This is a genomic window from Thiorhodovibrio litoralis (assembly GCF_033954455.1).
Classification (GTDB): domain Bacteria; phylum Pseudomonadota; class Gammaproteobacteria; order Chromatiales; family Chromatiaceae; genus Thiorhodovibrio; species Thiorhodovibrio litoralis.
This window is the reverse complement of the sequence record NZ_CP121473.1, coordinates 875,197-901,361: the sequence shown is the minus strand read 5'-3', so window position 1 is coordinate 901,361 and position 26,165 is coordinate 875,197. Positions and strand designations below refer to the sequence as shown.

Sequence of the window (26,165 nt, the reverse complement as noted above, 5' to 3'; positions counted from 1 at the left end):
TCATAGCGTCGCAATGGCACTAACGCCCGAGTGTCTCGAACGCTTGCAGCTGCAGGATCAGCCCTTCGCGCCGGGTGCGCGGGAGGCGTTCCTTTACAAAGACACCCTACTCGACACACAGATCGAACGGATGCTGAGCGCGCTCGAGAAGCCGGGCGCCATTCTCCTGCTCAGCGCAAGCAGCGGCGCCGGTCGCAGCACCCAGCTGATGCGGCTGCTTGGCGCCATGCCGCGCTATTTCGAGATCGTCGCCTTTCGCGGACGCAGCAATACCACCTTCGCGTCCGTCGACGTGACCATTCGCAAGCACCTGGCCGCGCGCGGTGAGGACGATCGCAGCCGGAGACTGAACGAGCTGCTGGTCGAGCGCGGAAAGCGCGGCATCGACATGCTGATCGCGGTTGATGACGCCCATCTGCTTGGCTCCGGCATCCTGCGCGAGTTGCTCAAGCTCGGCGAGGATGTCAGCGCCGCCAGCCCCATCGGCCCGCGACTGCTGCTGATGGGAGACGCCGTGCTCGGGCGCAATTACCAGCGGATTTTCGAGACCGAGAATGATCGCCAAGTCCAGCACATTGGCCTGCTTGCCTTCAACCAGGAGCAAACCGCTGCCTATCTGCGCCAGCGGCTCGCGGCGGCCGGAAATGCCGAAATTGCGAGCCTGTTCAAGCCAGAGATTATCGCCAATCTACACAAGCGCAGCCGTGGGCTACCAGGCGATCTGAACGAGCTCGCCGAAGAATGGCTGAGCGATTACTGCGAGGCGGTTGAGCACAAGAGCCAGACCGGCCCAGCGCCTGATGAGCTGCCTGATGAACTGCCTGATGCACTCATAGACGAGCCCGCCGAGGACGACAGCCCCCAGGAGGACCAGGAGACCGAGCAGCCCCCAGAGGGTCCTGAAAGCCCGGAGTCTGCAGAACCCCCAGAGCCGGAAGATGCACCCACCAGCGAGGAGCCGCGCGCCGAATCTGAGCCGACGAGCGCGCTCGAGCCAGAGGAACAAACACAAAAACCCGAACCGAAGCGCCGCAAGCTAGCCCTTGCCTTCTGGAAGCAACCCTGGTTCCTGCCAACCGCCACCGGCGCAGGTCTTGTCGCGATCATTCTGAGCATCGCCCTCAACCTGCCCGAGGACGAAAACGCGCTGAATCGGCCCGCAAGCGGCTCGACGCGGCCTCCGCGGCTGCTACCGCCCGACACCCAAGCCCCAGGCATGCCACCCGCATCACAGGCGCCGCAGCCCGAGCCAGATTCTATCGAAGCGACTCAAGCGCCCGGCGATGCGCCCAACAGTGAGGCGCCCGCAGCTGCGGCACCCCCCCCAGAGACTGCGATCCCAGATACGGTGATCCCAGAAACGGCGACCACAGAGCCCGTGATCACAGAGGAGATGATCGCAGAGAACCCGAACGAAGACCCATCTGGCGATCCTGGCCAGCCGCCTTCAGCGGAAATGCAACCGCCCGACACAGGGATCGCGATTCCTTCGGTAGGCGCCCCCGTCGAGCATCAAACCGAGCAGCCGCCAGCGTTGCCATCTGAGCCGCCAGAAACCGAGCCCCGGCCCCAAACTGCGCCCGAGGCAGAGACCGAAGCAGATTCCGAGACCGAAGCAGATTCCAAAACAGAAGCAGATTCCAAAACAGAAGCAGATTCCAAGAAAGAAGCAGAGCCCGAGCTCGGGTCAGAGCCTGCGCCCGCAACCGGCCAAGCATCCGCGCCGGCCACTGATCAGGCAACCAGCCCGCCACGGCCGGATCAACAGCCGACAGCGCGCGCTCAAACTCTATCGGAAACTCAGAATCCTGCGGCATCGGAAAGGCGTCCGCCGGAGGCTCCTGCAGCCACGGATACGCCAGTGTCCGCAAGTGGACCTTCCCAAGCGCCTGTCACCTACCAAAAGGCTCGCACCCGCGAGGATCTTCTCTGGCTGGCGGAACAGAATCCGTCCCACCTGACCATTCAGCTCATTGCACTGAAAAAGTTCGCGGCAGTCGAGGCTTACCTGCAATCTCACCAGCTCGAGGGGGCCAATGTCATCGCGACCGGTCCCGTCGTGATCGCGGTGTTCGGCAGCTTCCCGGACATGGCGAGCGCGATGACCGGGCTCTCGCAGCTACCTATCGACATCGTGGCGCAGGGCTATTGGATCCGCAGCATCGGCGACGTGCAGGCAGACGCGCGCAGATAAACGGCACATTCAACCGCAGCGCGCAGCCTATCAGGCTCGGCTCATCATCAGGGCCGGTCGTCGAGCACCTCACCTTCCTTCACGGTCGGCATCAGATCGGTGCGGCTGATGCCGAGCCAGATCACCATGGCGGTGGCCACATAGATGGTCGAGTAGGTACCCACTACAACGCCAATGAGCAGCGCCAGCGAGAAGCCGCTGATCGCTGCGCCACCGAGGAAGTAAAGCGCCAGCAGCACAATCAGCGTGGTGCCGGAGGTGACGATGGTGCGCGACAGGGTCTGGTTGATGGAGCGGTTGGTGATTTCGATGACCGTGCCCTTGCGCATCCGGCGGAAGTTCTCGCGGATGCGATCGAAAATGACGATGGTGTCGTTCAGCGAGTAGCCAATCACGGCAAGGACGGCGGCCAGCACGGTGAGATCGAAAGGGATGGCGAAAATCGAGAACATACCAAGGGTAAAAATCACGTCATGGATGATGGCCACCACGGCACCAGCGGCGAAACGCCACTCAAAGCGCAGCGCCACATAGATCAGGATGCCGATCAGTGAGAACAGCACCGCGAGCCCGCCCTGCTCGCGCAACTCCTCACCCACCTGCGGGCCGACGAACTCCACCCGGCGCAGATCGACTGGAGTCTCGACCTGGGCGCTCAGTGCGCGAAAGACCTGATCGCTGACCTCGGCGCTGGCTCCCTCATCATCTCGCGGCGCCAAACGAATCAGCACATCCTGGCGCGAGCCGAAGTGCTGCACCACGGCGTCGGTAAAGTTCTCATCGGCCAGTGCCTGGTTGATGTCAGCAAGCTCCATCGGCTGCTCATAACCCACCTCGATCACGGTACCGCCGGTGAAGTCGAGCCCGAAATTAAACCCGCGCACCAACATCGAGACCAGGCAAAGGGCAATCAGCACACCGGAGGCGATCACCGCGATGCGCCGCTTGCCGATGAAGTCGATATTGAGCTCTTTGATCAGTTGAGTGTGCGCCATCTGTTTTTCTGCCATTGCCGCGAACTCCGGATTAAATCGCCAGCTTCTTCACCCGACGCCCACCGTAGATCAGGTTGATCAGCGCGCGCGAGCCAAGAATGGCAGTGAACATGGACGTCACGATACCGACGAAGAGCGTTACCGCGAAGCCTTTGATGGGACCGGTGCCGAAGCTGAACAGCACCACGGCGGCAATCAGGGTGGTGACATTAGCATCGACAATGGTCGAGAGCGCCTTGTCATAGCCCGCGTGAATACTGGCCTGCGGCGAACTGCCGTTGCGGATCTCCTCGCGAATGCGCTCGAAGATCAGGACATTGGCGTCCACGGCCATGCCTACCGTCAGCACAATGCCGGCAATACCCGGCAGAGTGAGCGTGGCCTGCAAGAACGACAGCACGGCGACGATCATAATCAGGTTCACCACCAGCACCAGGTCAGCCACCAGCCCGAACAAGCGGTAGTAAAGGGCCATAAAGACCACAACTGCGGCCAGGCCGACCATGACCGAGAGAAAGCCCTGGTCGATATTGTCCTGCCCCAGGCTCGGGCCCACGGTGCGTTCTTCTACGATCTCAATCGGCGCGGCCAGGGCACCGGCGCGCAGCAGCAGCGCAAGATTGTGCGCTTCCTCACTGCTATCGAGCCCAGTGGTCTGGAAACGCCGACCGAAGGGCTCAAGGATGTTGGCGACGCTGATGACTTCCTCGGTGCGCTCGCGCGCCTTGACCGGCTCGCCATCAACCATACGGGTGACGGTACGGTTTTCGATAAAAACCACCGCCATCGGCTTGCTGACGTTTTCGGTCGTCACATTGCGCATGCGCCGCGCGCCCGGGCCATCGAGGCTGACGAAGACCGCTGGGGAGCCGGATTGCTGATCGAACCCGGCCGATGCGTCGGTGATCTGGTCACCAGTCACAATCACCCGGCGCTTGAGAAGAATCGGCTGGCCATTGCGCTCTTTGTAAAGTGCCGCGCCGACCGGCACGCGCCCGTCGAGGGCATCCTGCACACTGTGCTCGGTATCGACCAGGCGGTACTCCAGCGTCGCGGTGGCGCCGAGCAGCTCCTTGAGCCGGCCAGGATCCTGAGCACCAGGCAGCTGCACCACGATGCGCCGCTCACCCTGGCGCTGGATGATAGGCTCGGCCACGCCAAGGGCATTGACGCGATTACGCAGCGTGGTGATGTTCTGCTGCAGCGCGAAGCGTTTGACCTCTTCTTGCTGCGCCGGCGGCAGGCTGCCGATGACATAGAAATTGCCGTCGCGCTCCGAGGTCGCGACGGTGAGATTGGGAAACTCGCCGCGAATGCGCTTGGCCGCTTCATCCCGGCTCGCCTCGTCCTTAAAGCGCACCTCCACGCCTTCACCCTCGCGCAGCACCGTCAGGTAGCGAATCTTGGCCTTGCGCAAATCGGTGCGGATGTCGCCGGTATAGCGCTCGAGCGCCTGCGCCACCGCAGCGTCCATGTCGACATCGATCAGCACGTGAATACCACCGCGCAGGTCGAGCCCAAGGAACATTGGCTCAAGTCCCATCGCATCCAGCCAGCCAGGCAGGTCGGGCGACAAGGTCAGCGCACCCCGGTAGCGGTCTCCCAGGGTATTTTGCAGCACCTCGAGCCCGCGCAGCTGCTCGCCTGAGCTGCGAAAGCGCGCCAGCAGGCGATCGCCTTCCAGCCGCTCGACGTCCTTGACCGGCACCTCGGCGTTCTCAAACACCGCCCGCACTTCGGCGATGCTGCCGTCGGTCATCTCGACACCGCGCTCGGCGGTAATCTCAATTGACGGGTCTTGCGAGAACAGATTGGGCAGCGCAAGCAGCAGCCCGACCAGAATCACGGCCAGAATCGAAAGATTCTTCCACAGCGGATAATGATTCATTGCAAAATCAGAGCTCTTTCAGGGACCCCTTCGGCAGCACCGCTTCGACCGAGGGGCGGCGAATCTTGATGGTCACACCATCGGCAACTTCCAACTGCGCGAAGTTATCGCCAATGTCAACAATGCGACCGGCCACCCCGCCCATGGTGACGACCTCATCGCCCTTGCTCAACCCTTCCACCAGCGCCTTGTGCTCTTTTTGGCGCTTGATCTGCGGGCGAATCATCAGGAAATACAAAATGATGATCAGGCCGATCGGAAACAGCAGCCCTAACAGAGACTGGCCTGCTGGAGCCGCGCCCCCCGCTTGGGCCATCGCATCGGAAATGAAAAAGCTCATATTCATCTTCTCCACAGCGCCACGCACTGGTCAGCGAAAAATCAGCCCCCGACTATAGCACAGGTCTGCAAACGCTCGGCAGACCCCAATTGCATTCCGGTCGCATTCAGGGCGCAATCCGGCCGCACAGCGGGCGCCACAAAAAAGTGCCCAGCGTCAAGTTTTTTGGTTTCCCGGGCGTTAATGCTGGAAATATCAGCTGAATTCGCACAGACTGATGTTAAGCACGGAACCAAATCTTAAGGCGCGCAATGATCGCCGCGCCACCAGAGCTCCCGAGGACCCCTGACTATGGCTGAAATTTTCATGCCCAAAGATGCCTTGCCCGACGGCCAAGCCGATACGCAGGGCAGCGATTCCGGTCGCGACGCCGCCACCGGGCTGAGCGACGATGCCGCGCGGGTCGCGAAAGAGCGACAAATCCCCACCGAGCTTGCGGAGATGATCAGCCAGGCCGATGAATTGCACGAGCAGGGGCGGCTCGACGAGGCCGAGGCCCTGTATCGCGACGTGCTGAACCAGGACCCGTACGAGCCCATCACTCTGAATCAGCTCGGCGTACTCAAGATTACCAGCGGCGATCCGGAAGCCGCGCTGACCTTCATCCGCCGTGGCCTGGCCTCGGAGCCGGACGCATCCGAATACCATTACAACCTCGGCGTCGCGCTCGCCCAACTCGAGCGCATCGAGGAAGCCGGCATGGCGTTCGACCGCTGCCTGGAACTCGACCCCAGCAATGCCGCCGCCTGCAACAACCTCGGCGCCATGCTGATGATGCAAGAGCAGACAGATGCCGCCACCGCAGCCTTTCTGACCGCCATCAAGCTCGACCCGCAATACGCCGGCGCCTACAACAACCTCGGCCGGCTACTGGCACAGAGCGGTAAGAGCGAAGATGCCGTAACCATTCTGGAGCACGCCGTGCGTCTCAGTCCGACCGACCCGAACGCTTGGCAGATCCTGGCCGAGGTGCAAACCGCCAACGGCAACGAGCAGGAAGCCAACCGCAGCCGCGCGGTGGCCCAATCGCTCATGACAGGCACCCCGGCGACGGCACACTAAATTCTCCCACCGTTCGATCAATTCGCCTCAGATATCCAGACTCAAAGACGCATCCGCCCCCGTGCCAGGCTCACCCGGGCGCCCGGAGGGCGTGGCGGCTTTGTTCTTGCTGCGCGACGGCAGCGCCCGCCACAACAGCGGTTGGGAGAAGGACTGCCAGCCCCAGCGTAGCCAAGCCAGCAGACGCAGCGCGAGCCACAGTGCCCAGGCCAGCATCAGTAGCCGGTAGACCAACATAGGCACCGACAGGACCAGTACCTCGCCCAACTGCGGCCCGCTGCGGTCGAGATACCAGCGCAGCAGCCCGGCATCCGAGCCATTGCCGGCAATCTGCATGCGCGGCGGCCCGAGCAGCCCCTGCTGAATAGCCGCCAACAGGCCCATTAGCGCCAGCAGCGTCCAGACCACTAGCGCGATCTGTGCCAGGTCGAAACGCCAGGCCGGCATGGCCTGCAGATGTTCGCCATCCAGGCGCCGGCGCCAGCCCAGCACCAACAGCCAGCCGGCCACGAGCAGGCCCACCCAGAGATCCGCCTGACTCAGCCCGATGCCGAGCAGCAGCCAATCCACCCAGCCGAGCGGCGTCAGGCGCAACCGCCCCAGGCCCCAGGCCAGCACCACCAGCACCGCGAGCAGACTCCAGAACAGCACCGCCGGCCCAACGCCGGCGCCCTGGACCCAGAGCACCCAGCGGTCCGCGCCAAGCTTGACCTCGGTACTGGCATTGACACTGGCTGCACCGACATCGACCGGCGCCGGCTGATAGCTGAGCGCCATGCCCCCCGGCTGCTGCCAGGCCAGCGCCACCTGTTGCACGCCAGGCACCAGCGGCAGATCGACCCGGCCGTCTTTCAGTGCCAGTCCGCGCACATCGCCGTCGATGCGGACTTCGAGGCGCTCGGCGCCCTCTGGCAGGCGTATTTCATGCTGCCCGCCCTGACTGCTGCGGATTTTGAGATTGAGCGATGCCTCGCTCGCCCGTCGTCCCGGCGTCAACTCATAGCGCGTCTGATCCAGCGTCAGCGTCGGGCCGGGCACCGCGCCCGGTCGCACCAGATCGAGCCCGAGATGCTCTCCGGGCCAAGGCCGCCAAAGCCGCGCTGGCGTTGCCCTGCCAGCTGCAGAGCGCCCGGCATCACCGCAGTCGCGACCGACAGGCGCGATACCCTCGGTCTGCAAATGCCAAAACGGGCTGACGCCAATGCACCAGGTCTCGACCAGGCGCGAGTCAACACTTGCCTGCAATTCCAACTGCTGCGACGGTGCCAGGCGCGATGACCAGGCCAATTCGCGTTGGCCGGGTGCCAGCGACAGTAGCAAGCGACCCTCCACCACCTGCGTCTCGGCGCTGGTCACGGCCTCGCCGGGGAGCAGCGGCAGCCACAAGCTCACCGAGGTATCGGCCGGGGACAAGCGCCGCACGCGACTGCGCAGCTCCCAGGTCAGCCCGAGGTTAAGGTCGCGCTCCAGGCGCAGCAGCGGTGTGAGCGCCGTTTCCGGCTCCTGTTGTGCCTGCCGCGCCTGCTGCGCACCCGATGAGGTCGCAACCCGCACCAAGCGCAGCTGCGAGCCGGCTTGCCCATCGGCCCGCAGCCCTTCGAGCTGCCAGGCCGGGTCGAGATCGGTCGTGACCAGGCGCGGCATCAAGGGCAGTGGCAACTCAACCCGCACGGCTCCATCGAGCGGCCCAACCAGCTCAAGCTGATGGCGTCCATCGGTAACCGGCACCAGCAGATGGCCGTCTTGGGTGCGACGCGCCAGCGGCAGCTCAGCCCCATCGATCGACACCTCTTGCGGTGACCAGGTCGAATCGCCACCGGGCAGCGCCAAGGATGCGTCGGTACCCGCGGACACCGTCAGCAGCAAGCGCAGCTGGTCATCGCCGACCTCGAGATGCAGGCGCGTCAGCGTGACGCAATCCGGCCAGCACTCCGGCGCTTCCAGCAGGTGCTCGCGCAGCGCATCGAGCAGGCCGGACGGCGGAAAAGCAGAAGTGTCGACCGACACGCCGGGGGCCGGGGCCGCTGCTATCGATGCAGACGCTGGCCGCGGGGCGCCGGTGGCCGTCGATACATTCGGCGCTTCCGCCGCCTGCGCTGGCTGCGGCAACAGCCAGGGAGCTGCGAGCAAGGGCAGCATCAGCGCCAGGGCCGGTGCAATTATCGCGCCCTTGCCAGCATCATTATCAGCGCCATTACCGGCAACTTTGCCAGCGCCACTGGCTCCAGGGTGTCCCGGGCCACGTCCAAGCCCGCGGGCGGGCGGCCACAGATCAGCGATTCTTAGCGCCAAGGCCGGCACCAGCAGCAAAGACGCAACGGCCAGCACCAGCGCGGCGATTGGCGGCACCAGCCATAGACGGATGGAATGATCGGATGCGACCGGGCCATTCCATTGCAGATCAAAGGCATTCCAGCGCCAATCGGGCACCCCAGCTCCGGTCTGCAACACAGCACCCGGCGGAGGGGCGTTCCAATCCGGTGCCTTGGACTTGGCCATCGAGGATACGCCGCCGGAGCGGTTGGCATAGGGCTCGGGCGCAGGCGCCGACCGCGCCAACTCAGCCTGCACCATGCCATCGGCCTCGTCCATCAGCGATGCGGGCGCCTGATTGCGAGACACCGCACTGAAGGCGGTTGTCGGACTGATATTCAACTGCGGATAGAGCCCGTCGCGCATCTGCTGCACCAGAAAAGGGATCGCGATTAGCACCAGCACCAGCAAAGCGGCGCGAAAGTACAACTGCACCAGCACCCGCGCGCGCTGCAATGCGCGCGGTTGAGTGTCATCGGGCGCGCGCGTTGCTGGCAACAGACGCAACAGCGCGGCGGCGGCGATCAAGTGCAACCAGACAGCCAGGGGCGCATCCGGCTCCTGCCAAATCAGCACCAGGGTAAGCAGCGCCAGGACACCCCAGCGCCAGCCCCACAGGCGAGCGCAAGCCAAGGCCGCGACCAGCACCAGAAAGAGGTCCAGCAGCGACCAGCGCGCAAGCCAGCTGCCTGGCAGGTTGTCCGCGCCTGTTACCGCAAGCAGGTCCCAGCCTGGCGGCAGATAGAGCCTGGTGCTAATGCGCTCGAAGGGCACCGCCCAGCCCGAAGCCGGCAGTTTGGCGCGCAGAGCGTCAAGGCGGCCATCAGCCAACAGGGACAGTAGTTCGCCGCGCACCTCGACGCCGGACGAATTGGACTGATCCGAATCTGGCTGATCTGAATGAGATTGGTCCGAATTGGGCTGGTTTGGCGCCGGCAACCGGGTAATCAGGCGTGGCTGGTCATCAACCCGCACCTGCCCCAGGTGCAGGGGCGAGCGGGCATCCAGTCGCGTCAGACCCGCAAGCTCTCCGTCGATACGGTCGCGCAGGCTATAGCCGCGACCACTGAAGTCGAGCCATAGATCGCGCTCCAGGCGCAGCCGCGCGCGCCCGGCTTGGGCGGCGGACATGGGCTCGAGCACCAAGGTATCGCCAGCCTGCATGCCATAAGCGGGAAGACTCTGCCAATCCGGCGGCAGACGTGTCTGGCGCGGATCGACCGCCGGGGCACCCTGCACCTCGACCTGGCGCAGTTCCGGATCGGCACGGAAGGCCCAGACTTCCCGCGTCGGCCAGGGGGCCTCGATTCCTGCCAGCGCGAAGCGCGTCGGGCGTCCGGGATATTGCGCCTGCACCTGCACCACCCAGCGGCCCGGCTGAACCTGCAATCGTAATTGCCCCTGATCATCGAGATGGCTCGGCAGCGGACTGTCGATCTGCAGCGCGAGCGCCTCGGGCGGCACGGCGCCAGTCAGGCGCAGCTCGCGCGGCTGACCGGACACCTCGAGCTCCAAACGGGTGGTCAAGCGCACCGGCACACCATCGGCGAGCAGCCGGGTAACATCCAGCGCCAGGGTGTCGCCGCGACCTGCCTCTGCCGCGTCCGGCCCCTGCCCTTTCACCGGCCCCGTGCCGAGCCACAAACGCCCGTCGGCGTCGATGCGCGGTGCCTGGATGTCCTTGTTCCCCAAGCGCAGATTCACCCGCGCGCGAATCTCCGGCAACTGCAAGCCATCAGGCAGCCGCGACCAGACAAAGCGGCCCTCGACGTCGTGCTCCCCGGCCTGCAAGAACACCGCCGGCCGCCCCTGTTGATCCAGCACCGGTTGGAAGTCACCATCGACCTCCACCTGCTGCGGCCAGGTCTTGGCATCCCCCGGCAAGGGCACCCAACGCGGCGCATACAGACGCCAGGTCTGGGCGAAACGCCCACCCGCTTCATTAGCGTTGAGCGTCAAGGCGCCAGGCCAAAGGCACAGCCGGCCTTTCTCCTGCTCAGCCACCTGCGACGACAGAGCCCGCGCGGGCGATGTCCCCATCGGTGCCAGCGGACAATCGCGCCAGTCGGCATCACGCAGCACCCATGGCACCCAGGGTGCCAGCATGGGCGGAACATCGCTCAGGCTCGAAGCGCTGGTGCTGTCGCTGAGATTGGCGCTGAGATTTGCACTGGCACCGGCCCCGTCAGCGGCCCCGGCTGCGCCTGTCACCGTCGCCAGAGCTCCCAGAGCCAGCAAACATCCCACCAGCCAGCCCCTCGCGCCTGACGAATGGCAGAAATGAGCAAGTCCTCGAACAGGTTTCATGTGTCGCTCCTCAACCACGCTGGCGGCGAAGACCCAGTTGGCGATGATGGTGGTGCTGATGCCGATCTCGGGGTGCTTTTGCACATTCCTGCATTTCGCGGCAAGAATTCGCGCATTTCTGAGCTCGCGGGAAGAATTCGCGCATTTCTCAGTGCGCGACAAGCACAGGAGTCGAGACTATAACGCGCGGGGCCGCGCTTCAATCATGCGTGATTTGATCGGTGCACGTCCAAGACCGCTCGCCAACTGAGCGGGCAATGATCAAGGTCTGCATAATGACCGGCAAAACCTCCAGCACATCATCGCGCGAATTTGACCATGAACGCCCTGCTATCGGAATTCGACCTATCCCCGTCCCTGCTGCACCTCAACCACGCGGCCATCGGCCCCTGGCCCCTGCGCACCCGCGATGCCGTGTGTCGCTTCGCCGAGGAGAACGCCACCCAGGGCTCGCTCCGCTATCCGCACTGGCAGGCCACCGAACAACGGCTGCGTGAGCGCCTGGCGCGACTGATAGGCGCGGCATCGGCCGATGACATTGCACTGGCGAAAAGCACCTCGGAGGCGCTGTCGGTCATCGCTTACGGGCTCGACTGGCAGCCCGGCGACAACATCGTCGGCATCGCCGAGGAATTCCCGTCCAACCGCATTGTTTGGGAGTCCCTGGCCGACCCCAAACACGGCGATCTAGGTGTGGAGTGGCGAGCGCTCAAGCTTGCGGAATCCGAGTCCCCCGAGGATGACCTGCTCGCGCATTGCGACGCCCGCACCCGGATGATCGCCGTCAGCTGGGTGCAATACGCGCGCGGGCGGCGGTTGGATCTGCAACGCCTCGGCCAAGCTTGTCGCGCGCGCGGCATCCTGCTGTGCGTCGACGCCATCCAGGGCCTGGGCGCCATCCCCTATGACCTCGCGCGCATGCCGGCCGATTTCATCGTCGCCGATGCCCACAAATGGATGCTCGGCCCCGAAGGCATTGCACTCTTCTACTGCCGCCCCGAGCTGCGCGAAACGCTCAAGCTGCACCAGTTCGGTTGGCACATGGTCGAGCACATGGGCGACTTCGACCGCGCCGACTGGCAACCAGCCGCCAGCGCTCGGCGCTTCGAATGCGGCAGCCCCAACATGCTCGGCACCCACGCCTTCGAAGCCAGCCTGTCACTGCTCGAAGAAGCCGGCCTGGACCAGATCGAACTGGCCATCGCCGAGCGCATCGACCACCTGATCGAGCTGATCGACGCTCAAGGCTTTGAGCTGCTCTCCCCGCGCGCGCCCGAGCACCGCGCCGGCATCCTCACCTTCCGCATTCCCGGCCTGGACGACCACCAACCCCTCTGGCGCAAACTGATGGAGCAGAACCTGCTCTGCGCCGCACGCGGCGGCGGCATCCGCTTCTCACCGCATTTCCACACGCCCATTGAGCATCTTGAGCAGGCGGTGGCACTAACTGCAGAAAGAGCATTGAGCATCCGCTCCTAAGATGAACACAAGAAACCACAATTGTGGATGCGGTTTCAAGCAGACAGGCGTTGTGATTGTCCAAAAAACGCGGCAGCGCAAAGGTCTCTCAGCAACATAACATTGTAAAAGTTACAGCATGATGCTATTTTTACAAGGATGATTCCCCGTCGCCTCGCGCCCATTCTGCGTGAACGCCTTTTTCAGTTCCCGGCTGTCGCCATGCTCGGCCCCAGACAGGTCGGCAAGACCACGCTCGCACGTTCCATTGAGAACGCGCACCCTAGTCTCTACCTTGATCTCGAATCCCCACCGGATCGTGACAAGCTTCAAGACCCGGTCGATTATCTGTCCAGTCATGCCGATAAGCTCGTCATCCTGGACGAAATCCAGCGCATACCAGAGATCTTCCAAGCCCTGCGCGGATTGATCGACCAGGGGCGGCGCAACGGTCGCGCGGCGGGACAGTTCCTGCTGCTTGGCTCGGCATCGATCGACCTCATCGCCCAGTCGAGCGAAACGCTCGCGGGGCGGATCGCCTATGTCGAGCTCGCCCCCTTTGATGTGCTGGAAATCGCGCCCGATGCCCGCGATGCCTTATGGGTGCGCGGCGGTCTCCCGGAAAGTTTCCTTGCAAGCAGCGATCGGACCAGCCTGCTGTGGCGAGAAAACTTTGTCCGCACCTATTTGGAGCGGGACATTCCGCAACTCGGAGCCCGCACGCCAGCCGAAACCTTGCGACGCTTGTGGACCATGCTAGCCCACCACCAAGGCGGACTGTTGAATACGGCGCAACTGGCCCGCGGCCTCGCACTCGACGGTCGCACGGTGGGACGCTATCTCGATCTTCTGGTCGATCTATTGTTGGTCAGGCGCTTGCCGCCCTACCACGCCAACGTCGGCAAACGCTTGGTGCGTTCGCCCAAAATCTATATTCGCGACTCAGGCTTGGTTCACATACTGTTGCGGTTGCGCGACCGCGAGACGCTGCTCGGTCACCCGGTGGTGGGTGGCAGCTGGGAGGGCTTCGTGCTCGAAAACCTGCTCCAATGCGCGCCCGATGGCACTCAGGCCAGCTTCTATCGCACCGCTGCGGGGGCCGAGATCGATCTCGTGCTTGAGCTACCGAACAGTGAAACCTGGGCCATCGAAATCAAGCGCGGGCTTACTCCGACCCCGGATCGCGGATTCCACCATGCCCTGGCGGATTTGACACCAGACCAAGCCTGGATCATTTACAGCGGCGAGGATCGCTACCGAAAACCTGGAGGAATCACGGTCATCGGCCTGCGCGAGTTTTGCTCGCTCATCCAGTCAGCATCTTAAATTGATCCGGGTTCTGTCGAATCTTTCCACATCCATGCCACCTCTCGCCGATTTCATCCCTAGGCCGCGCGCGGCCATTCGGGATTGCTCCCTTCGACCAGCAGCAGATCGCTGCTGAGTTTCAATCCGCCCAGCATGGATCGGTGGTCGTGGGCGGCGCGCCCACGGGCATTGACCCCGCTGCTTGCAGTGCTCACACTTGGCCGGTATCCGGTCGCGGCAGCCTCACCGGAGGTGCCACTCGGCATCTGCGGGGCTATCGAATTCTGTCTTTCACAGGGGACGCCATACCATGTTCGAGGCCACCAAAGTCGGTCGCTCGGTCAGCAAGAGCGAGTTTAAGGAGCAGCGCGATGAGCTGCGCACGCAGTTGCTGGAGGTGCAGCGGCAGATGCGCGACGCAGAAATCCCGGTGGTGGTGATCGTCTCCGGGGTGGAGGCGGCCGGCAAGGGCGAGGTGGTCAATCGGCTGAACGAGTGGCTCGACAGCCGCGGTTTGCAGACCTTTGCCTACTGGGATCTGAGCGACGAGGAGCGCGAGCGCCCGCGCTATTGGCGCTTCTGGCGCAATCTGCCGCCGCGCGGGGAGATGGCGGTGTTGTTCGGCGGCTGGTATCTGGCGCCGATCGAGCACCGGTTTCAGGGGCTGTGCGACGACGCGGCGCTTGATGCCGGGCTCGGACGCATTGTTGATTTTGAGCGCATGCTGACGCACGACGGTGCGCTGGTGGTGAAGTTCTGGTTCCATCTCACCGAGAAGGACCAGAAGCGGCGGCTGAAGGAGCTCTCGCGCGATGACCGCAGCCGCTGGAAGATGCTGCCGGAAAAATCGAAGTTCTCCGAGCAGTATCAGCAGTTCGAGCATGTTGCCGAGCGCGTAATTCGCCAGACTGACCGCGGCATCGCGCCCTGGTATCTGATTGAGGCGACCGACAACCGCTATCGCGATCTGACCGTGGGCAAAACGCTATTGCAGGCAATTCGCGCCCGGCTGCAACAGCCGCTGCCGATGGAGCCGCCGCCGACCGCTGATCCGCTTGACCTGCCCGACAGCGCGCCGGCGCAGATCACCCTGCTCGACCAGCTCGATCTCGACCAGAAGCTCGAGCGCAACATCTACAAGTCCGAGCTCAAGCGCCTGCAGACGGAGCTCAACGAGCTGGCCTGGACCGCTTACAAGAAAAAGCGCACGACGGTGTTGGTGTTCGAGGGCATGGACGCCGGCGGCAAGGGTGGCGCCATCCGCCGCATCACCAGCGCGGTGGATGCCAGGCTGTATCGTGCCATTCCGGTGGCAGCGCCAACTGACGAAGAAAAGGCCCACCATTATCTGTGGCGCTTCTGGCGCCACATTCCACGCGCAGGCTACATGATCATCTACGACCGCTCCTGGTACGGCCGGGTACTGGTGGAACGCGTCGAGGGCTTTGCCAGCGAGTCCGAATGGCGTCGCGCTTACAGCGAGATCAATGACTTCGAGGAGCAGCTGGTCGAGCAGGGCGCGATTTTGATGAAGTTTTGGCTGCAAGTCAGCGACGACGAACAACTGCGCCGCTTCCGCGACCGTGAGAACACGCCTTACAAACAGTACAAGATTACCGACGAGGACTGGCGCAATCGCGAGAAAGCCGATCAGTACAAGGCTGCCGTCAACGAGATGGTCGCACGCACCAGCACCGAGTATGCACCTTGGACGCTCGTGGAAGGCGACGACAAGCCTTTCGCGCGCATCAAGGTACTCTCGACCCTTTGCGAGCGCTTACGCTCCGGGTTGCAGCAGGACGGGGTAGCCTCGCTAAACGGCGTCAAGCGCTGCGGGGATGAGGTCGGGCAGACGGCCGGCGATGCCGAATAGCTGACCCGTTCGCATCCGGACTGCGCTGCCGTCTGCACACCGGGCCGTAGCTTCACTCAATATTTGATCGAGCAGCCGTAAGGTCGGGTGACCGGCGTCGACAACGCCTCGCCGGCGGCCAGCTCGGCCAAGGCTTGGTCGACATAGTTGGTGGCGCCATCGATGTCGGCCACATCCGAGGTCGGGCGGTCGTCGATACCGCCCATGTAGATCAGGGTACCCTCGGGGTCGATCATGAACAGATGCGGTGTGGTGCTCGCACCATAGGCACCGCCCATCTCACCGCTTTCATCAAGCAACACGGCGACCGGCGCGGCCTCGCGCGAGGCGGTCAGCTCATCGGCCTGTTCGGGGCTGACATGGCCTTGCTTGCCGGGCGCCGAGGAAATGACCGTCAGCCAAACCACTCCCTCCTCCGCGGCCTTGTGCTGCAGTCGCTGCATGTTGCGGCTGTCGTAGTGCTTGCGCACATAGGGACAGTCGTGATTGGTCCATTCGAGAATGGTTGTTTTGCCCTTTAAATGATCGAGTGTCCAGACCTCGCCTTTGGTGTCGATCACTGAGAAATCCGGGGCGGGCGCGCCAACCTCAGGCGCTGCAGCCAGATTCAGGCTAAACAGAGCAGCACAGAGCGTCAGGCCGATGGTGAGCAGTGGGTGTTGAGCTTGTTGCATGGGATTCTCCTTAGGTGAGGTGTTGCTGGAGTCAGTTGCTGCCGCCACCAGGCGTTTCAAGAGCTTCCAGGACCAGTCCTGGCGTTAGCAACTGCGGTAGGACCTGAGGCTCGGCGCCGAGCGGATAATAAACGTAGAGCGGAACACCGTCGCGCCCAAAGTCACTTAGATAGGCCGAGATGTCTGAATCATGATTGGTCCAGTCGCCTTTCAGATAGAGCACGTCACGCTCGGCGAACGCCTGGGCGACCCGATCGCTGGTAAGCGCAACGCGCTCGTTGACCAGGCAGGTAATGCACCAGGCAGCGGTCATGTTGACGAACACCGACCGCCCCTCAGCGAGAGCGGCATCGAGCGTCGCGGCGGAATAAGGCATTGACGGCAACACACCCTGAGCTTGCGCCTGCTGTGTTGCCTGCTGTATTGCCTGCTGGCGGCCGTCGCCGGCGCTTGTACTCGTGTCCGCGTCAATCAGCGTGCCTAGCTGGGCAGCGAGAACGATAGCCATCAGCAGACTGGCGAAACCCAGCAGGCGCAGCCCAAGCCGCGCCGGGCGCTGCCAGCGATGCCCGTCCTGACGCACAACGTCCAGCAACCAGAGCCCGAATGCCAGCACCAGCAGACTGATCAGCGTCTGCGCCAGGCCATTGGGGCCGGTTTGCTGCGTCAGCACCCACAGCAGCCAGGCGGTGGTGGCGAACAGCGGGAACGCGAGCAGTTGCTTCAGCCGTTCCATCCAGGGACCCGGACGGGGTAGCCTGCGCGTCCAGGCTGGGAACAGGCTGAGCAGCGCGAAAGGGAAGGCCATACCGAGGCCGAGCGTCAGGATCACTGCCAGGGCAGCAAACCACGGCTGGGTGAGCGCATAGCCGATGGCCGCCCCCATGAAGGGCGCGGTGCAGGGTGCTGCGACCAGCGCGGCCAGCGCGCCGGTGCCGAACGCAGCCAGCGCCGCGCGATCCAGCCGCACCCGATCGGGCGGGCCAGTATTCGGGCCAGCATTCAGCAAGCGACCGCCGGCGCCGAGTCCCATCAGACCGCTGCCCAAGGTGAGGGCGCCGGACAAACTGAGCCCCAGCACGAGAAAGAGCCCGGCCATCAGCGCCACGAACACCGGCGACTGCAGCTGGAACCCCCAGCCGACAGCCGCACCGGCGGCACGCAAGCCCAGCAGCCCGCCGCCAAGCAAACCGAAGAACACCAGCACACCGCTGCTATACATGAGTCCATGCCAGGCGCGCGCTGCCAGAGCGAGCCCGCGCTGCTCGGCCAGCCCCATGAGCTTAATAGCCAGCACCGGAAAAACGCAGGGCATCAGGTTGAGCGCCAGACCGCCGAGGAACGCAAACAGCAGCGCCAGCGGAAGACCCAGAGTCGCGTCCGGCCCTGAATGCTGCCCTGCTTTGGGCATTGCGCCGGGTATTGCATCAGCGCTCGCAGCTAGCGGCGGCAGAGATTGCGGGGTCGCGGACAATTCCCAGGCGCGCACTCCGTCAGCGGTGGTTGCCACTAGCACGCCCGACGGCGCCACGGACGCAGGCGTCGCGCCAGGACTGAGCGCGAGTTCCAGCCAGTCGCCCCGCAGCTGCCAGGTTTGCGCAGCAGCGTGCTCAATCATCCCCCACTCATCGGCGAAGAACTCGAGTTGCTTGATCGCATCAGGCTGCTTTAGCTGAACGGACTGATTTGACTGGTTGGACTCCACGGGCTCAATGGGTTCGTTGGGCTCAATGGGCTGACCAGACAATTTCGCCCATGGCAGACGCAGGCGCAACGGACTGCCATCGCGATCAAGCAGCACTGGAGCGCCAAACGGCTGCGGCACGGCGGCGCGCGCCTGCGCGAAAAGCGCGTTCGCCTCGGCATCACCAAGCCCCTCGGCATCGCCAGACACCGCGCCCCCGCCCGAAGCGCCGAGCTGCGCTGTCAGCGTCAGTGCGAAGCGGCCAGACTCAGGAATACAGTGCTCGGCGCAAACCAGCCAGTTGGCGTCGAGCAGAATCGGGATCGGCTGCCCGGCGGGCCAGTCGGGGTCGATGTGCAACGCGATCAGATGCAGCGCCTGCTCGGAATAGCCGTAGTTGGCCAAGGGGCCGACCGGGATGCGCTCGGGATAGGGCCAGCGAATTGGTCCAGCCCGCACGCCGTCGGGCAGCGTCCAGGTCAGCCGCGGCGGCTCGCCGGAATCGCCCGGGTTGCGCCAGTAGGTGTGCCAGCCCGGCTGTAGGTCGAAGACAAGCAGCAGGTCGACGCGATCTCCCGGCATCACATGCTGGAATTCCGGGATAAGCCGGGCGGTCAGGTGGTCAGTCACCACCTCCGCGTCACTCGCCTCGGGAAACTCCGCATCGGACGCCGCCGCAACAGCCGCGGCCGTGATGAACCAGAACAAAATCAGCAGCCAGAACGGCAGCCCGCGCCGCACCCAAAAGGCAGTCCGGCGCCACCCACTCAAGGTCCATCCCTTGTCGAAGACAGTCATCAACACCCTCCGCCGCCAGCTGCCATCATACCGTCATCAAAGGGCGTTAGTGAAGCCGCCCCTGCAGCGAATGACAGGATGATCAGAACCGACAGTGACTGTCGCCGCCCTGCTCGATCCAGCCGTGGATCATCTTCTTGGTGGTCATGGCGCTGGCGCAGCGGCCCTGGTGGTCGATGCATATAAGCCCACCGCGACCGCCGACCTTGCGGCGGAAATGCTCCAGCGCGAAATCGACCGCGCCTTGGGCATCAAGGCCGCGGTATTCGATCAGGTCCGCGACCATCTTCGCCAGTGCGGTGCGGATGAAATCCTCGCCATAACCGGTGGTGGAGACGGCGCCGTTGGCGTTATCGGCATAGACGCCGGCGCCAATCAGGCAAGAGTCGCCAATGCGCCCGAGGCGCTTGTTAACGATGCCGCCGGTGGAGGTCGCAGCGGCCAGATTGCCGTTGAGATCGCGCGCGACGGCGCCGATGGTGCCGTATTTCTGCCCCTCGCCGGAGTCGTCATGATCGAGCATGATGGCCTTGTGCGCCTTGGCCTGTGCGAGCTGAGCGACCCGCTCGGGGGTGCGAAAATACTCATCCGACGCAAGCGGCACCTTGCAGTGCTCAGCATAGCGCAGCGCGCCGGCGCCGGAGAGCAGCACATGCTCGCTGCCGTCCATGATCAGGCGCGCGAGTTGCACCGGGTTGGCGATGCCGCTCACGCCAGCCACGGCACCGGCGGCCAGATCGCGGCCGTCCATGATGCCGGCATCCATCTCCACCTGGCCGTCTTCGTTCAGCACCGAGCCGCAGCCGGCGTTGAACAGCGGATTGTCTTCCAGCTCCGAGGCGCAGCTCTCCACCGCCTCCACCGCGCTGCCCCCGCGCGCGAGGATCTCGCGACCGAATTCCAGAATCAGCCGCATGCTCTCGAGGTAGCGCACAGCCGTGGCCTGGTCGCGCACATTATCGAGCGCGCCAGCGCCGCCGTGGATCATCAGGGAGAAGTTCGAGTTGGACGTCATCTTTAAGAGGCTTATAGGCGCGCGCCGAGTTCTGTTGCGAGCATTTCCTGTTGGTTGCGATCACCGGCAAGCAGCGCAAGGAATTTGCCGACTTGAATCGGCCCCCAATTGACCAGCACCACGCCGGTGCCGGTGTCCGGATTGTACTCCAGACCATTGAGGTCGAGATCGGCCAGGCACCGATGCCGGGTGCCAAAGGCGATTGCCAGCCACTCGGAAACCCCAAGCTTGTCCGCGACCAGTGTCGGGTAGGATGCGCCGTTGAAGCGTGGATTGCACTCGATGGCCAAATACTCGACACCGTTAGCATCAGCGGCGGGGGCTTTGGCAGGATCGTTTGAAAGCCCATTGGCCAGCCTGTTCGAAAGCCCTGTGGAAAGCTGGGCTGCGGGCTCCCTGACCACAGCCACATCGAAGGCGAAAACGCCGCGCATGCCGGTCTCGCCCAGCCAGTCGGCCAGCGGGTCGACCATCTCCCAAGGCGCATGCGCCGCCGGATGGCGGTTGCCCTGATGCACATAGCCATCGAGCACCTGCTCGGTCGCCGCCAGGCGCTCCACCTGGCCGTTGTCGTTGATGTATTGCAGATTTAAAAAGCTCTCGGCCTTCACCTCGCGCTGAATCTGCACGGGTGTTCCTGGTGCGAACTCACCGCACGCACGCCGCAGGGCATCGGCATCCTGGCAGCGAAAAATGCCGACCCCAGAGACCGACACCGAGGCTTTCAGATAACAGGGAAAGATCGTGGTCGCGATGGCATCCTCGCCAATGTCTTGCGCATCCTCGAAACAACGCGTCACCGGCACCGGAACACCCAGCCTCTCGGCATGGGTCATAAAGGCGTTCTTGCAATTGACACTGGCAACCGCGCCATGCCAATCCGAGTCGGGGCGCATCTGATGCTCCTCAGCACCAAAGAAAAACACCGAGGGCTGATGATCCGGAAACTCACGCAAGCGCTCCCGGCAGACGTCCCAGACAAGCTGCCGGCTGTGGCTCAAACCGATGCGCTCATAGTGGGCGCAGAGCGCGTCCCAATCCGCCTCGAGCGCGGGATGCAGCATCACCACATCCTCCGGGTCGCTAATGCCAACGGCCCGACCGGAATACAGGTGATTGCCCAGCACGCCCTCGGCCGTGCAGTTCATGATATCGTGGTTGAGGATTCTGCGTCCCATCTTCGGTGCCCTTGCAAGACGTCCACGGAGAACATAGTGCAACCATAAGCACAAATCATGCCCCACTGAACGTAGACAGGAATCACCGGTCTCGGCGCATCGCACCGGGTTTTAAGACGCCCGAGCGCCGCTCCAAATGGTGCAGATCACTCCATACGACGGACCCAATGCACCACGCAAGCGCATACTCTCAGCGCCTTGTACCGGCCACCTTTCACCGCCCAGCCGCCCCGCCCGTCGTGATCTCAGGACCAATGCGGTCAGTCAAGCGAAGTCCGAGCCGGCCAACCGCTGGTCGAATCCCGCTTGATATTCCGGGATTCTTTCACGATGATTGAAATGAGTGGATGACAAAATTACTCGGTTTTTTCGGCTGACTGACCGCCCGGCCGATACGACGAGCGCAAGTGCGCATCCGCTCGATCAAGACGCATCGAAATCGCGGATGAGTTTTCGGTTTTTCGCAGATTCCATGACGTTCTTGAAGAGTTCGATTTTTCGTACAACAACAACATGAGCCTCTCGCTGACGACGGCACCACATCAGGGCGCCGACCAGCAAGCCTGCAGATCGATACCTGAATGTCGATCCCGGACTAGCGATCAAAGAGGCCACCAAATCAAGAAATACCATCAAGCGAGGAGCAGACCATGGACAACCCCACCATCGACCGGATCAGCGTCCCTCCGCAGACAGCGGACGACGGCATCCGCGTCAACCGCATCACGATTGACCAACCCTGGGAGTGGCTGAGAAAGGGCTGGCAGGACATGCAGCAGGCACGCAAATACAGCCTGACCTATGGCGCCGTCATCGTGCTGATCAGCGCAGTGCTCACCTGGGCGCTGGTCTCGGAAGGCTATGTGTTCATCGTGCCCTTCCTGGCGGCGGGCTTTTACCTGCTCGCCCCGGTCGTCGGGCTCGGGCTCTACCAGATGAGCGCCCATGTCGAGAAAAACGAGCCGCTGCAATTCTGCAACGCACTCGAGGCATGGAAAAGCAATCAGGGGCAGCTCAGCATCATCACCGCCGGACTCATCATCATCATGCAGTTCTGGATGATGGCCAATTTCGTGCTGTTCGCGCTGCTCTACACCAGCCTGAATCCGCCCTTGGAGACCTTCTTCAGCACTGTGTTCCTGTCGGGCGAGAACAATGCATTCGTTTTTGCTAGTGTGCTGGTCGGCTTCGTGCTGGCGGGCATTGCCTATGCGATCAGCGCCATTTCGGTGCCCATGCTGGTCGATCGCAATATCGATGGCTTCACTGCCATTCGCACCAGCGTCAAAGCCGTCACCACCAACTGGCTGCCGATGGCACTCTGGGCGGCCATCATCGTGATGGTCATAGGCGCGGGTTTTCTCACCTTGTACATCGGTTTGGTGATCGCAATGCCGCTGCTCGGGCATGCCACCTGGCATGCGTATCGGGACCTGGTACCGCGGGAGTCTGATCCTACCTGAGCCCCCAGTCATACTCACGCCTCTCACACACCATCAACTAGCGGGTTCGTGAGTCCGGGAGCATGGTCCCAGAGTAGACATTCCCCAAATCGACGCGGGTGTCGCCCTTGGCATCGCGACGCCGCCATGCTTGCCGGGCTAGAATAGCGCCATGCTGCTCTCGCCCGGCCACGGTTTTTTGTTCGTCCATATCGCCAAGACGGGCGGCACCAGCGTGCGCGCGGCACTCAGCCGCCAGCGCTGGCGCGACCCCTGGTATTGGCCGATGTTTCTATGCGCGCGCTTCAGTCATCTGAGCGGCCACCGCCTGGCACTCAAGCTGCCGCGCCATGCCAAGATCATCGCCGCCAAGGAGTTGCTGCCGCACGCGTTTTTTCAGCAGCTGTTCAAATTCGCCTTCGTGCGCAACCCCTGGGATCTGCAGGTCAGCTCCTATCATCACATTCGCCACGAGCGCCCGCACTATCTTGGCGGACATGACAACTTCAGCGACTTTCTGCGCTGGAAGCTCGACCCTGAGCGCCCTTATCAGTATCACGTCGATACTTCCATCGAGCGGCAGAGCGATTATCTAATTGATCTTGACGGCCAGCCCTGCGTGGATTTCATCGGCCGCTATGAGCAACTGGAGACGGACTTCCAGCACGTTTGCTGCCATTTGGGCCTAAACATCCGTCCCCTGCCCCATCACCGCCGCGCTCAGGATCGCAGCCGCGACTACCGCTCCTATTACACCGACGAAACAGCCGAGTGGATCGCGCGCCGTTTCGCGCGTGATATCGCCTGGTTCGGCTACCAGTTCGATCCCGAGCAGGAGCCGCGTCCAGCGGAGCAGACCCGCGCGCTCTTCACTGCGCCCGCGCCCCGCTCGGCTTTCTCCAGGTATAGACAGCGGTGACAGCATAGTTCCAGACCGCGCCGACCAGAATCCCAGAGAGCGCCGAGAGCACCCAGAAGGAATCGGCCTGGAACAGATAGCTGGCGACGCCGACATTGGCAAAGGCCCCGACACTGCAGGCGACCACGAACGACACCCAGCCGCGCAGCAACTCGCGCCCGCGCAGGCGCATGTCGCTGTAGGTCAGGATATTATTGAGGAAGAAATTGGTGGTCATGGCGACCAGAGTGGCGACCGACTGCCCTAACAGGAAGCTGGTGTCCGCCACCCGGTAAAGCAGCCACAGCACCAGCATGTGCACCACCACGCCAGAACCGCCGATCAGCGAAAAGCCAATAAAGCGCGCCGGAACCAAGGGCCCGGCGAGCTTCTGTAACAGCATCAGCAGGTACTCCCACAGCACCGCGTTGTCGAGCTTGCTTGCCCCGGCCTGACGTGCGCGAAACTCGTAGGGCAGTTCCTCGAAGCGCAGCGGGCGCGGATGGCTGGCGAAGATATCGAGCAGAATCTTAAAGCCCACCCCGCTCAGGCGTCGCACGCACTGGTGCAGCACCTCGGCACGCAGCAGAAAAAAGCCGCTCATGGGGTCTTTCAGGTCGGCCTTGATCAGCCGCCGACCAATGGCGCCGGCCAGGCGGCTCATCGAGCGGCGCTGCTCACTCCAGTCCCCAAGACCGCCGCCGGCAACATAACGGCTGCCGACTACCAGATCGAGCCCGGCGACTTTTGCCCGCTCAAGCATGCGCGGCAACAGTGCCTCATCGTGCTGCATATCGGCATCCATCACCGCGAGATAGGGCGCGGTGGTGGCGAGCATGCCCTCGATGCAAGCCGAGGACAGCCCGCGCCGGCCGATGCGCTGCAGCACCCGCACCCGCGGATGCTCGCAAGCCAGCGAACGCACCCGTTCGGCAGTGCCATCGGGGGAGTCGTCATCGACGACGATCAGCTCCCAGTCGATGCCGGTCAGCGCCTGTTCCAGCCCGTCGATGACCGCCTGAATGTTGGCCGCCTCGTTGTAGGTCGGCACGATGACGGCCAGCTCTGGTCGGCAGGCTGACATCAGCAAAACCGGAGCAGCCCGGAAAGCCGGAGGCCCGGGCGGGATTCATCAGCTTGAGCCATCAACCCTGCGCCGCACGCGCCTCGATAAAGGCTAGGGCACGGTCGATACGCCGCAGGACTGCGTCCTTGCCGATCAGATGCAGGGTCACATCAATACCGGGCGAGGCCGCCCGCCCAACCACCGCGACCCGCAGCGGCTGCGCGACCTTGCCCATGGCCAGGTCCAGCTCAGCCGCGACCTGATCGACCTGATGGTGGAGCATCTCGGGCTGCCAGTCCTCCAGCGCCAGCATTTCCAATGCAGCGCGCATACGCTTGAGCGGCTCCAGCGCAACGGGGCGCAGATGCTTCTTGGCTGAAGCGGCATCGTAGTCGTCGAAATCCTGATAGATGAAGGTACTGATGTCGGCCAGCTCCTTCAGCGTCTTGGCGCGCGCCGCCTGCGCCTCCACCACGGCCGTCAACTCAGGCCCGGTGCTCGGGTCGATGCCCAAATGTCCCAAATGCGGACTCAGCAAGTGAGCAATGCGCTTGGCATCGCCATGCTGGATGTAATGCTGATTGACCCATGCAAGCTTGTTGTAGTCGAAGGCTGACGCCGCCTTGTTGACCGCTTCCAGATCGAAGAGCGCGATCATCTCATCGACGGAAAAAATTTCCTGATCGCCATGCGACCAACCCAGGCGCACCAGATAATTCAGCAGCGCCTCGGGCAGATAGCCCTGATCGCGAAAGGCGATCACGCTCACCGCCCCATGGCGTTTGGACAGCCTGCTGCCGTCCTCGCCGAGAATCATCGGCAGATGAGCATAGCGCGGCGGCTCTTTGCCCCAGGCCTTTAAGATGTTGATCTGGCGAGCGGTGTTGCCAAGATGATCGTCGCCTCGAATCACATCGGTAATGTTCATCTCGGCATCGTCGACCACCACGGTGAGATTGTAGGTGGGCGAGCCGTCGCTGCGGCGGATGATCAGGTCATCGAGCTCGTTATTGTTGAACGGCACCTTCCCGCGCACCCGGTCGTCGACCACCACCAGCCCTTCGACAGGATTGGAAAAGCGCACCACATGCGGCTCGGACGGATCGACAGTCTTACCGCGACAGTGCCCGTCATAACGAGGCTTGACCTTGGCCGCCATCTGCCGCTCGCGCAGCTTGTCCAGACGCTCTTTCGGGCAGCTGCAACGGTAGGCCAGTCCTTTGTCGAGCAACTCATCGATCACCGCGTGATAACGGTCGAAGCGCTGTGTCTGATAGAAAGGTCCCTCGTCATAATCTAGCCCCAGCCAGGTCATGCCTTCAAGGATGGCATTGACCGACTCGGGCGTGGAGCGCTCCAGGTCGGTATCCTCGATGCGCAGGATGAACTGCCCGCCATGCTTGCGCGCGAACAGATAGGAAAACAAGGCAGTACGGGCGCCGCCGACATGCAGAAATCCGGTCGGCGAGGGAGCGAAACGGGTACGGACGGTAGTCATGTCTGAGTGGTGAGTTGTTAGGGTTTCGTCATTAGTGGCTGGGGCCGCCAAGGGCCGGCCTCGTCTGGTCCCGTCAGCTCGTGACGCGGGGGCGCATTGTAGCAGAGCCGCGCGCCGCTGATCGCAGGCGGCTTCCAAGCAGCCGCCGACAGGTCTGCGAACAGGGCGGATCGA

18 protein-coding genes are annotated in these 26,165 nt (G+C 63.3%); 7 read left to right on the top strand and 11 right to left on the bottom strand.

All coding sequences use genetic code 11. The features are described from left to right. The first annotated feature begins 13 nt into the window (after positions 1–13). The gene (locus Thiosp_RS04050) at positions 14–2,194 is read left to right on the top strand and encodes an AAA family ATPase (protein ID WP_201065595.1); all 2,181 of its coding nucleotides are present in this window, start codon (positions 14–16) and stop codon (positions 2,192–2,194) included. A 47-nt stretch (positions 2,195–2,241) separates the two neighbouring features. Here the strand turns inward: Thiosp_RS04050 and secF are convergent, their stop codons facing one another. From secF to yajC, 3 genes are read right to left on the bottom strand one after another with little or no spacing between them, the layout of a single operon-like run. Further along, on the bottom strand, positions 2,242–3,204 hold the full coding sequence (gene secF / locus Thiosp_RS04045) for a protein translocase subunit SecF (RefSeq protein ID WP_407702765.1): 963 nt from the start codon (positions 3,202–3,204) through the stop codon (positions 2,242–2,244). 16 nt (positions 3,205–3,220) lie between these two features. Continuing rightward, positions 3,221–5,077, bottom strand: a complete 1,857-nt coding sequence (gene secD / locus Thiosp_RS04040; protein ID WP_201065593.1) for a protein translocase subunit SecD — start codon at positions 5,075–5,077, stop codon at positions 3,221–3,223. Positions 5,078–5,084: 7 nt separating this feature from the next. Then, positions 5,085–5,417 (bottom strand): preprotein translocase subunit YajC, encoded by a 333-nt coding sequence (gene yajC, locus Thiosp_RS04035; RefSeq protein WP_201065591.1) that lies wholly within the window; start codon positions 5,415–5,417, stop codon positions 5,085–5,087. 291 nt (positions 5,418–5,708) lie between these two features. Here yajC and Thiosp_RS04030 point away from each other — a divergent pair, with 291 nt between their 5' ends. Further along, positions 5,709–6,479 (top strand): tetratricopeptide repeat protein, encoded by a 771-nt coding sequence (locus tag Thiosp_RS04030; RefSeq protein WP_201065587.1) that lies wholly within the window; start codon positions 5,709–5,711, stop codon positions 6,477–6,479. A 27-nt stretch (positions 6,480–6,506) separates the two neighbouring features. Here the strand turns inward: Thiosp_RS04030 and Thiosp_RS04025 are convergent, their stop codons facing one another. Then, positions 6,507–11,183, bottom strand: a complete 4,677-nt coding sequence (locus tag Thiosp_RS04025; protein WP_201065584.1) for a hypothetical protein — start codon at positions 11,181–11,183, stop codon at positions 6,507–6,509. A 234-nt stretch (positions 11,184–11,417) separates the two neighbouring features. On the opposite strand from Thiosp_RS04025, the gene Thiosp_RS04020 reads away from it, so the two are divergent. Together Thiosp_RS04020 and Thiosp_RS04015 are read left to right on the top strand one after the other, a co-directional pair. Beyond that, positions 11,418–12,578, top strand: coding sequence for an aminotransferase class V-fold PLP-dependent enzyme (locus Thiosp_RS04020; RefSeq protein WP_201065581.1), 1,161 nt, complete (start codon positions 11,418–11,420; stop codon positions 12,576–12,578). Between the two features lie 138 nt (positions 12,579–12,716). Next, positions 12,717–13,883, top strand: a complete 1,167-nt coding sequence (locus Thiosp_RS04015; protein ID WP_201065579.1) for an ATP-binding protein — start codon at positions 12,717–12,719, stop codon at positions 13,881–13,883. 59 nt (positions 13,884–13,942) lie between these two features. Here Thiosp_RS04015 and Thiosp_RS04010 read toward each other — a convergent pair whose 3' ends face one another. Then, the gene (locus Thiosp_RS04010; protein WP_201065577.1) at positions 13,943–14,080 is read right to left on the bottom strand and encodes a hypothetical protein; all 138 of its coding nucleotides are present in this window, start codon (positions 14,078–14,080) and stop codon (positions 13,943–13,945) included. A gap of 95 nt (positions 14,081–14,175) precedes the next feature. On the opposite strand from Thiosp_RS04010, the gene pap reads away from it, so the two are divergent. Next, on the top strand, positions 14,176–15,738 hold the full coding sequence (gene pap, locus Thiosp_RS04005; protein ID WP_201065575.1) for a polyphosphate:AMP phosphotransferase: 1,563 nt from the start codon (positions 14,176–14,178) through the stop codon (positions 15,736–15,738). 56 nt (positions 15,739–15,794) lie between these two features. Here the strand turns inward: pap and Thiosp_RS04000 are convergent, their stop codons facing one another. The 4 genes from Thiosp_RS04000 to Thiosp_RS03985 form a co-directional block, all read right to left on the bottom strand. Beyond that, positions 15,795–16,412, bottom strand: coding sequence for a redoxin domain-containing protein (locus Thiosp_RS04000; protein ID WP_201065573.1), 618 nt, complete (start codon positions 16,410–16,412; stop codon positions 15,795–15,797). A gap of 31 nt (positions 16,413–16,443) precedes the next feature. Next, positions 16,444–18,894, bottom strand: coding sequence for a protein-disulfide reductase DsbD family protein (locus Thiosp_RS03995; protein ID WP_201065571.1), 2,451 nt, complete (start codon positions 18,892–18,894; stop codon positions 16,444–16,446). Between the two features lie 82 nt (positions 18,895–18,976). Continuing rightward, positions 18,977–19,909 (bottom strand): isoaspartyl peptidase/L-asparaginase family protein, encoded by a 933-nt coding sequence (locus Thiosp_RS03990; RefSeq protein ID WP_201065570.1) that lies wholly within the window; start codon positions 19,907–19,909, stop codon positions 18,977–18,979. A gap of 11 nt (positions 19,910–19,920) precedes the next feature. Then, entirely contained in the window at positions 19,921–21,087 is a 1,167-nt protein-coding gene (locus Thiosp_RS03985; protein ID WP_201065569.1) for an ATP-grasp domain-containing protein, read from the bottom strand. Between the two features lie 650 nt (positions 21,088–21,737). On the opposite strand from Thiosp_RS03985, the gene Thiosp_RS03980 reads away from it, so the two are divergent. Together Thiosp_RS03980 and Thiosp_RS03975 are read left to right on the top strand one after the other, a co-directional pair. Continuing rightward, on the top strand, positions 21,738–22,550 hold the full coding sequence (locus Thiosp_RS03980) for a DUF2189 domain-containing protein (RefSeq protein ID WP_201065568.1): 813 nt from the start codon (positions 21,738–21,740) through the stop codon (positions 22,548–22,550). Between the two features lie 151 nt (positions 22,551–22,701). Next, complete coding sequence (locus Thiosp_RS03975; RefSeq protein WP_201065567.1) at positions 22,702–23,448, top strand: sulfotransferase family 2 domain-containing protein; 747 nt, start codon at positions 22,702–22,704, stop codon at positions 23,446–23,448. Here Thiosp_RS03975 and Thiosp_RS03970 read toward each other — a convergent pair. After that, entirely contained in the window at positions 23,399–24,511 is a 1,113-nt protein-coding gene (locus Thiosp_RS03970) for a glycosyltransferase (protein WP_201065565.1), read from the bottom strand. The two genes, Thiosp_RS03975 and Thiosp_RS03970, sit on opposite strands and share 50 nt — an antisense overlap. A gap of 61 nt (positions 24,512–24,572) precedes the next feature. Then, on the bottom strand, positions 24,573–25,991 hold the full coding sequence (gene gltX, locus Thiosp_RS03965) for a glutamate--tRNA ligase (protein WP_201065562.1): 1,419 nt from the start codon (positions 25,989–25,991) through the stop codon (positions 24,573–24,575). Positions 25,992–26,165: the final 174 nt, after the last annotated feature.

What these genes read in the sequence shown, in the direction of transcription:
- Thiosp_RS04050 (WP_201065595.1), top strand. Translation starts at nt 14, where the DNA reads ATGGCACTAACGCCCGAGTGTCTCGAACGCTTGCAGCTGCAGGATCAG.
- secF (WP_407702765.1), bottom strand. Translation starts at nt 3,204, where the DNA reads ATGGCAGAAAAACAGATGGCGCACACTCAACTGATCAAAGAGCTCAAT.
- secD (WP_201065593.1), bottom strand. Translation starts at nt 5,077, where the DNA reads ATGAATCATTATCCGCTGTGGAAGAATCTTTCGATTCTGGCCGTGATT.
- yajC (WP_201065591.1), bottom strand. Translation starts at nt 5,417, where the DNA reads ATGAGCTTTTTCATTTCCGATGCGATGGCCCAAGCGGGGGGCGCGGCT.
- Thiosp_RS04030 (WP_201065587.1), top strand. Translation starts at nt 5,709, where the DNA reads ATGGCTGAAATTTTCATGCCCAAAGATGCCTTGCCCGACGGCCAAGCC.
- Thiosp_RS04020 (WP_201065581.1), top strand. Translation starts at nt 11,418, where the DNA reads ATGAACGCCCTGCTATCGGAATTCGACCTATCCCCGTCCCTGCTGCAC.
- Thiosp_RS04015 (WP_201065579.1), top strand. Translation starts at nt 12,717, where the DNA reads ATGATTCCCCGTCGCCTCGCGCCCATTCTGCGTGAACGCCTTTTTCAG.
- pap (WP_201065575.1), top strand. Translation starts at nt 14,176, where the DNA reads ATGTTCGAGGCCACCAAAGTCGGTCGCTCGGTCAGCAAGAGCGAGTTT.
- Thiosp_RS04000 (WP_201065573.1), bottom strand. Translation starts at nt 16,412, where the DNA reads ATGCAACAAGCTCAACACCCACTGCTCACCATCGGCCTGACGCTCTGT.
- Thiosp_RS03995 (WP_201065571.1), bottom strand. Translation starts at nt 18,894, where the DNA reads ATGACTGTCTTCGACAAGGGATGGACCTTGAGTGGGTGGCGCCGGACT.
- Thiosp_RS03990 (WP_201065570.1), bottom strand. Translation starts at nt 19,909, where the DNA reads ATGACGTCCAACTCGAACTTCTCCCTGATGATCCACGGCGGCGCTGGC.
- Thiosp_RS03985 (WP_201065569.1), bottom strand. Translation starts at nt 21,087, where the DNA reads ATGGGACGCAGAATCCTCAACCACGATATCATGAACTGCACGGCCGAG.
- Thiosp_RS03980 (WP_201065568.1), top strand. Translation starts at nt 21,738, where the DNA reads ATGGACAACCCCACCATCGACCGGATCAGCGTCCCTCCGCAGACAGCG.
- Thiosp_RS03975 (WP_201065567.1), top strand. Translation starts at nt 22,702, where the DNA reads ATGCTGCTCTCGCCCGGCCACGGTTTTTTGTTCGTCCATATCGCCAAG.
- Thiosp_RS03970 (WP_201065565.1), bottom strand. Translation starts at nt 24,511, where the DNA reads ATGTCAGCCTGCCGACCAGAGCTGGCCGTCATCGTGCCGACCTACAAC.
- gltX (WP_201065562.1), bottom strand. Translation starts at nt 25,991, where the DNA reads ATGACTACCGTCCGTACCCGTTTCGCTCCCTCGCCGACCGGATTTCTG.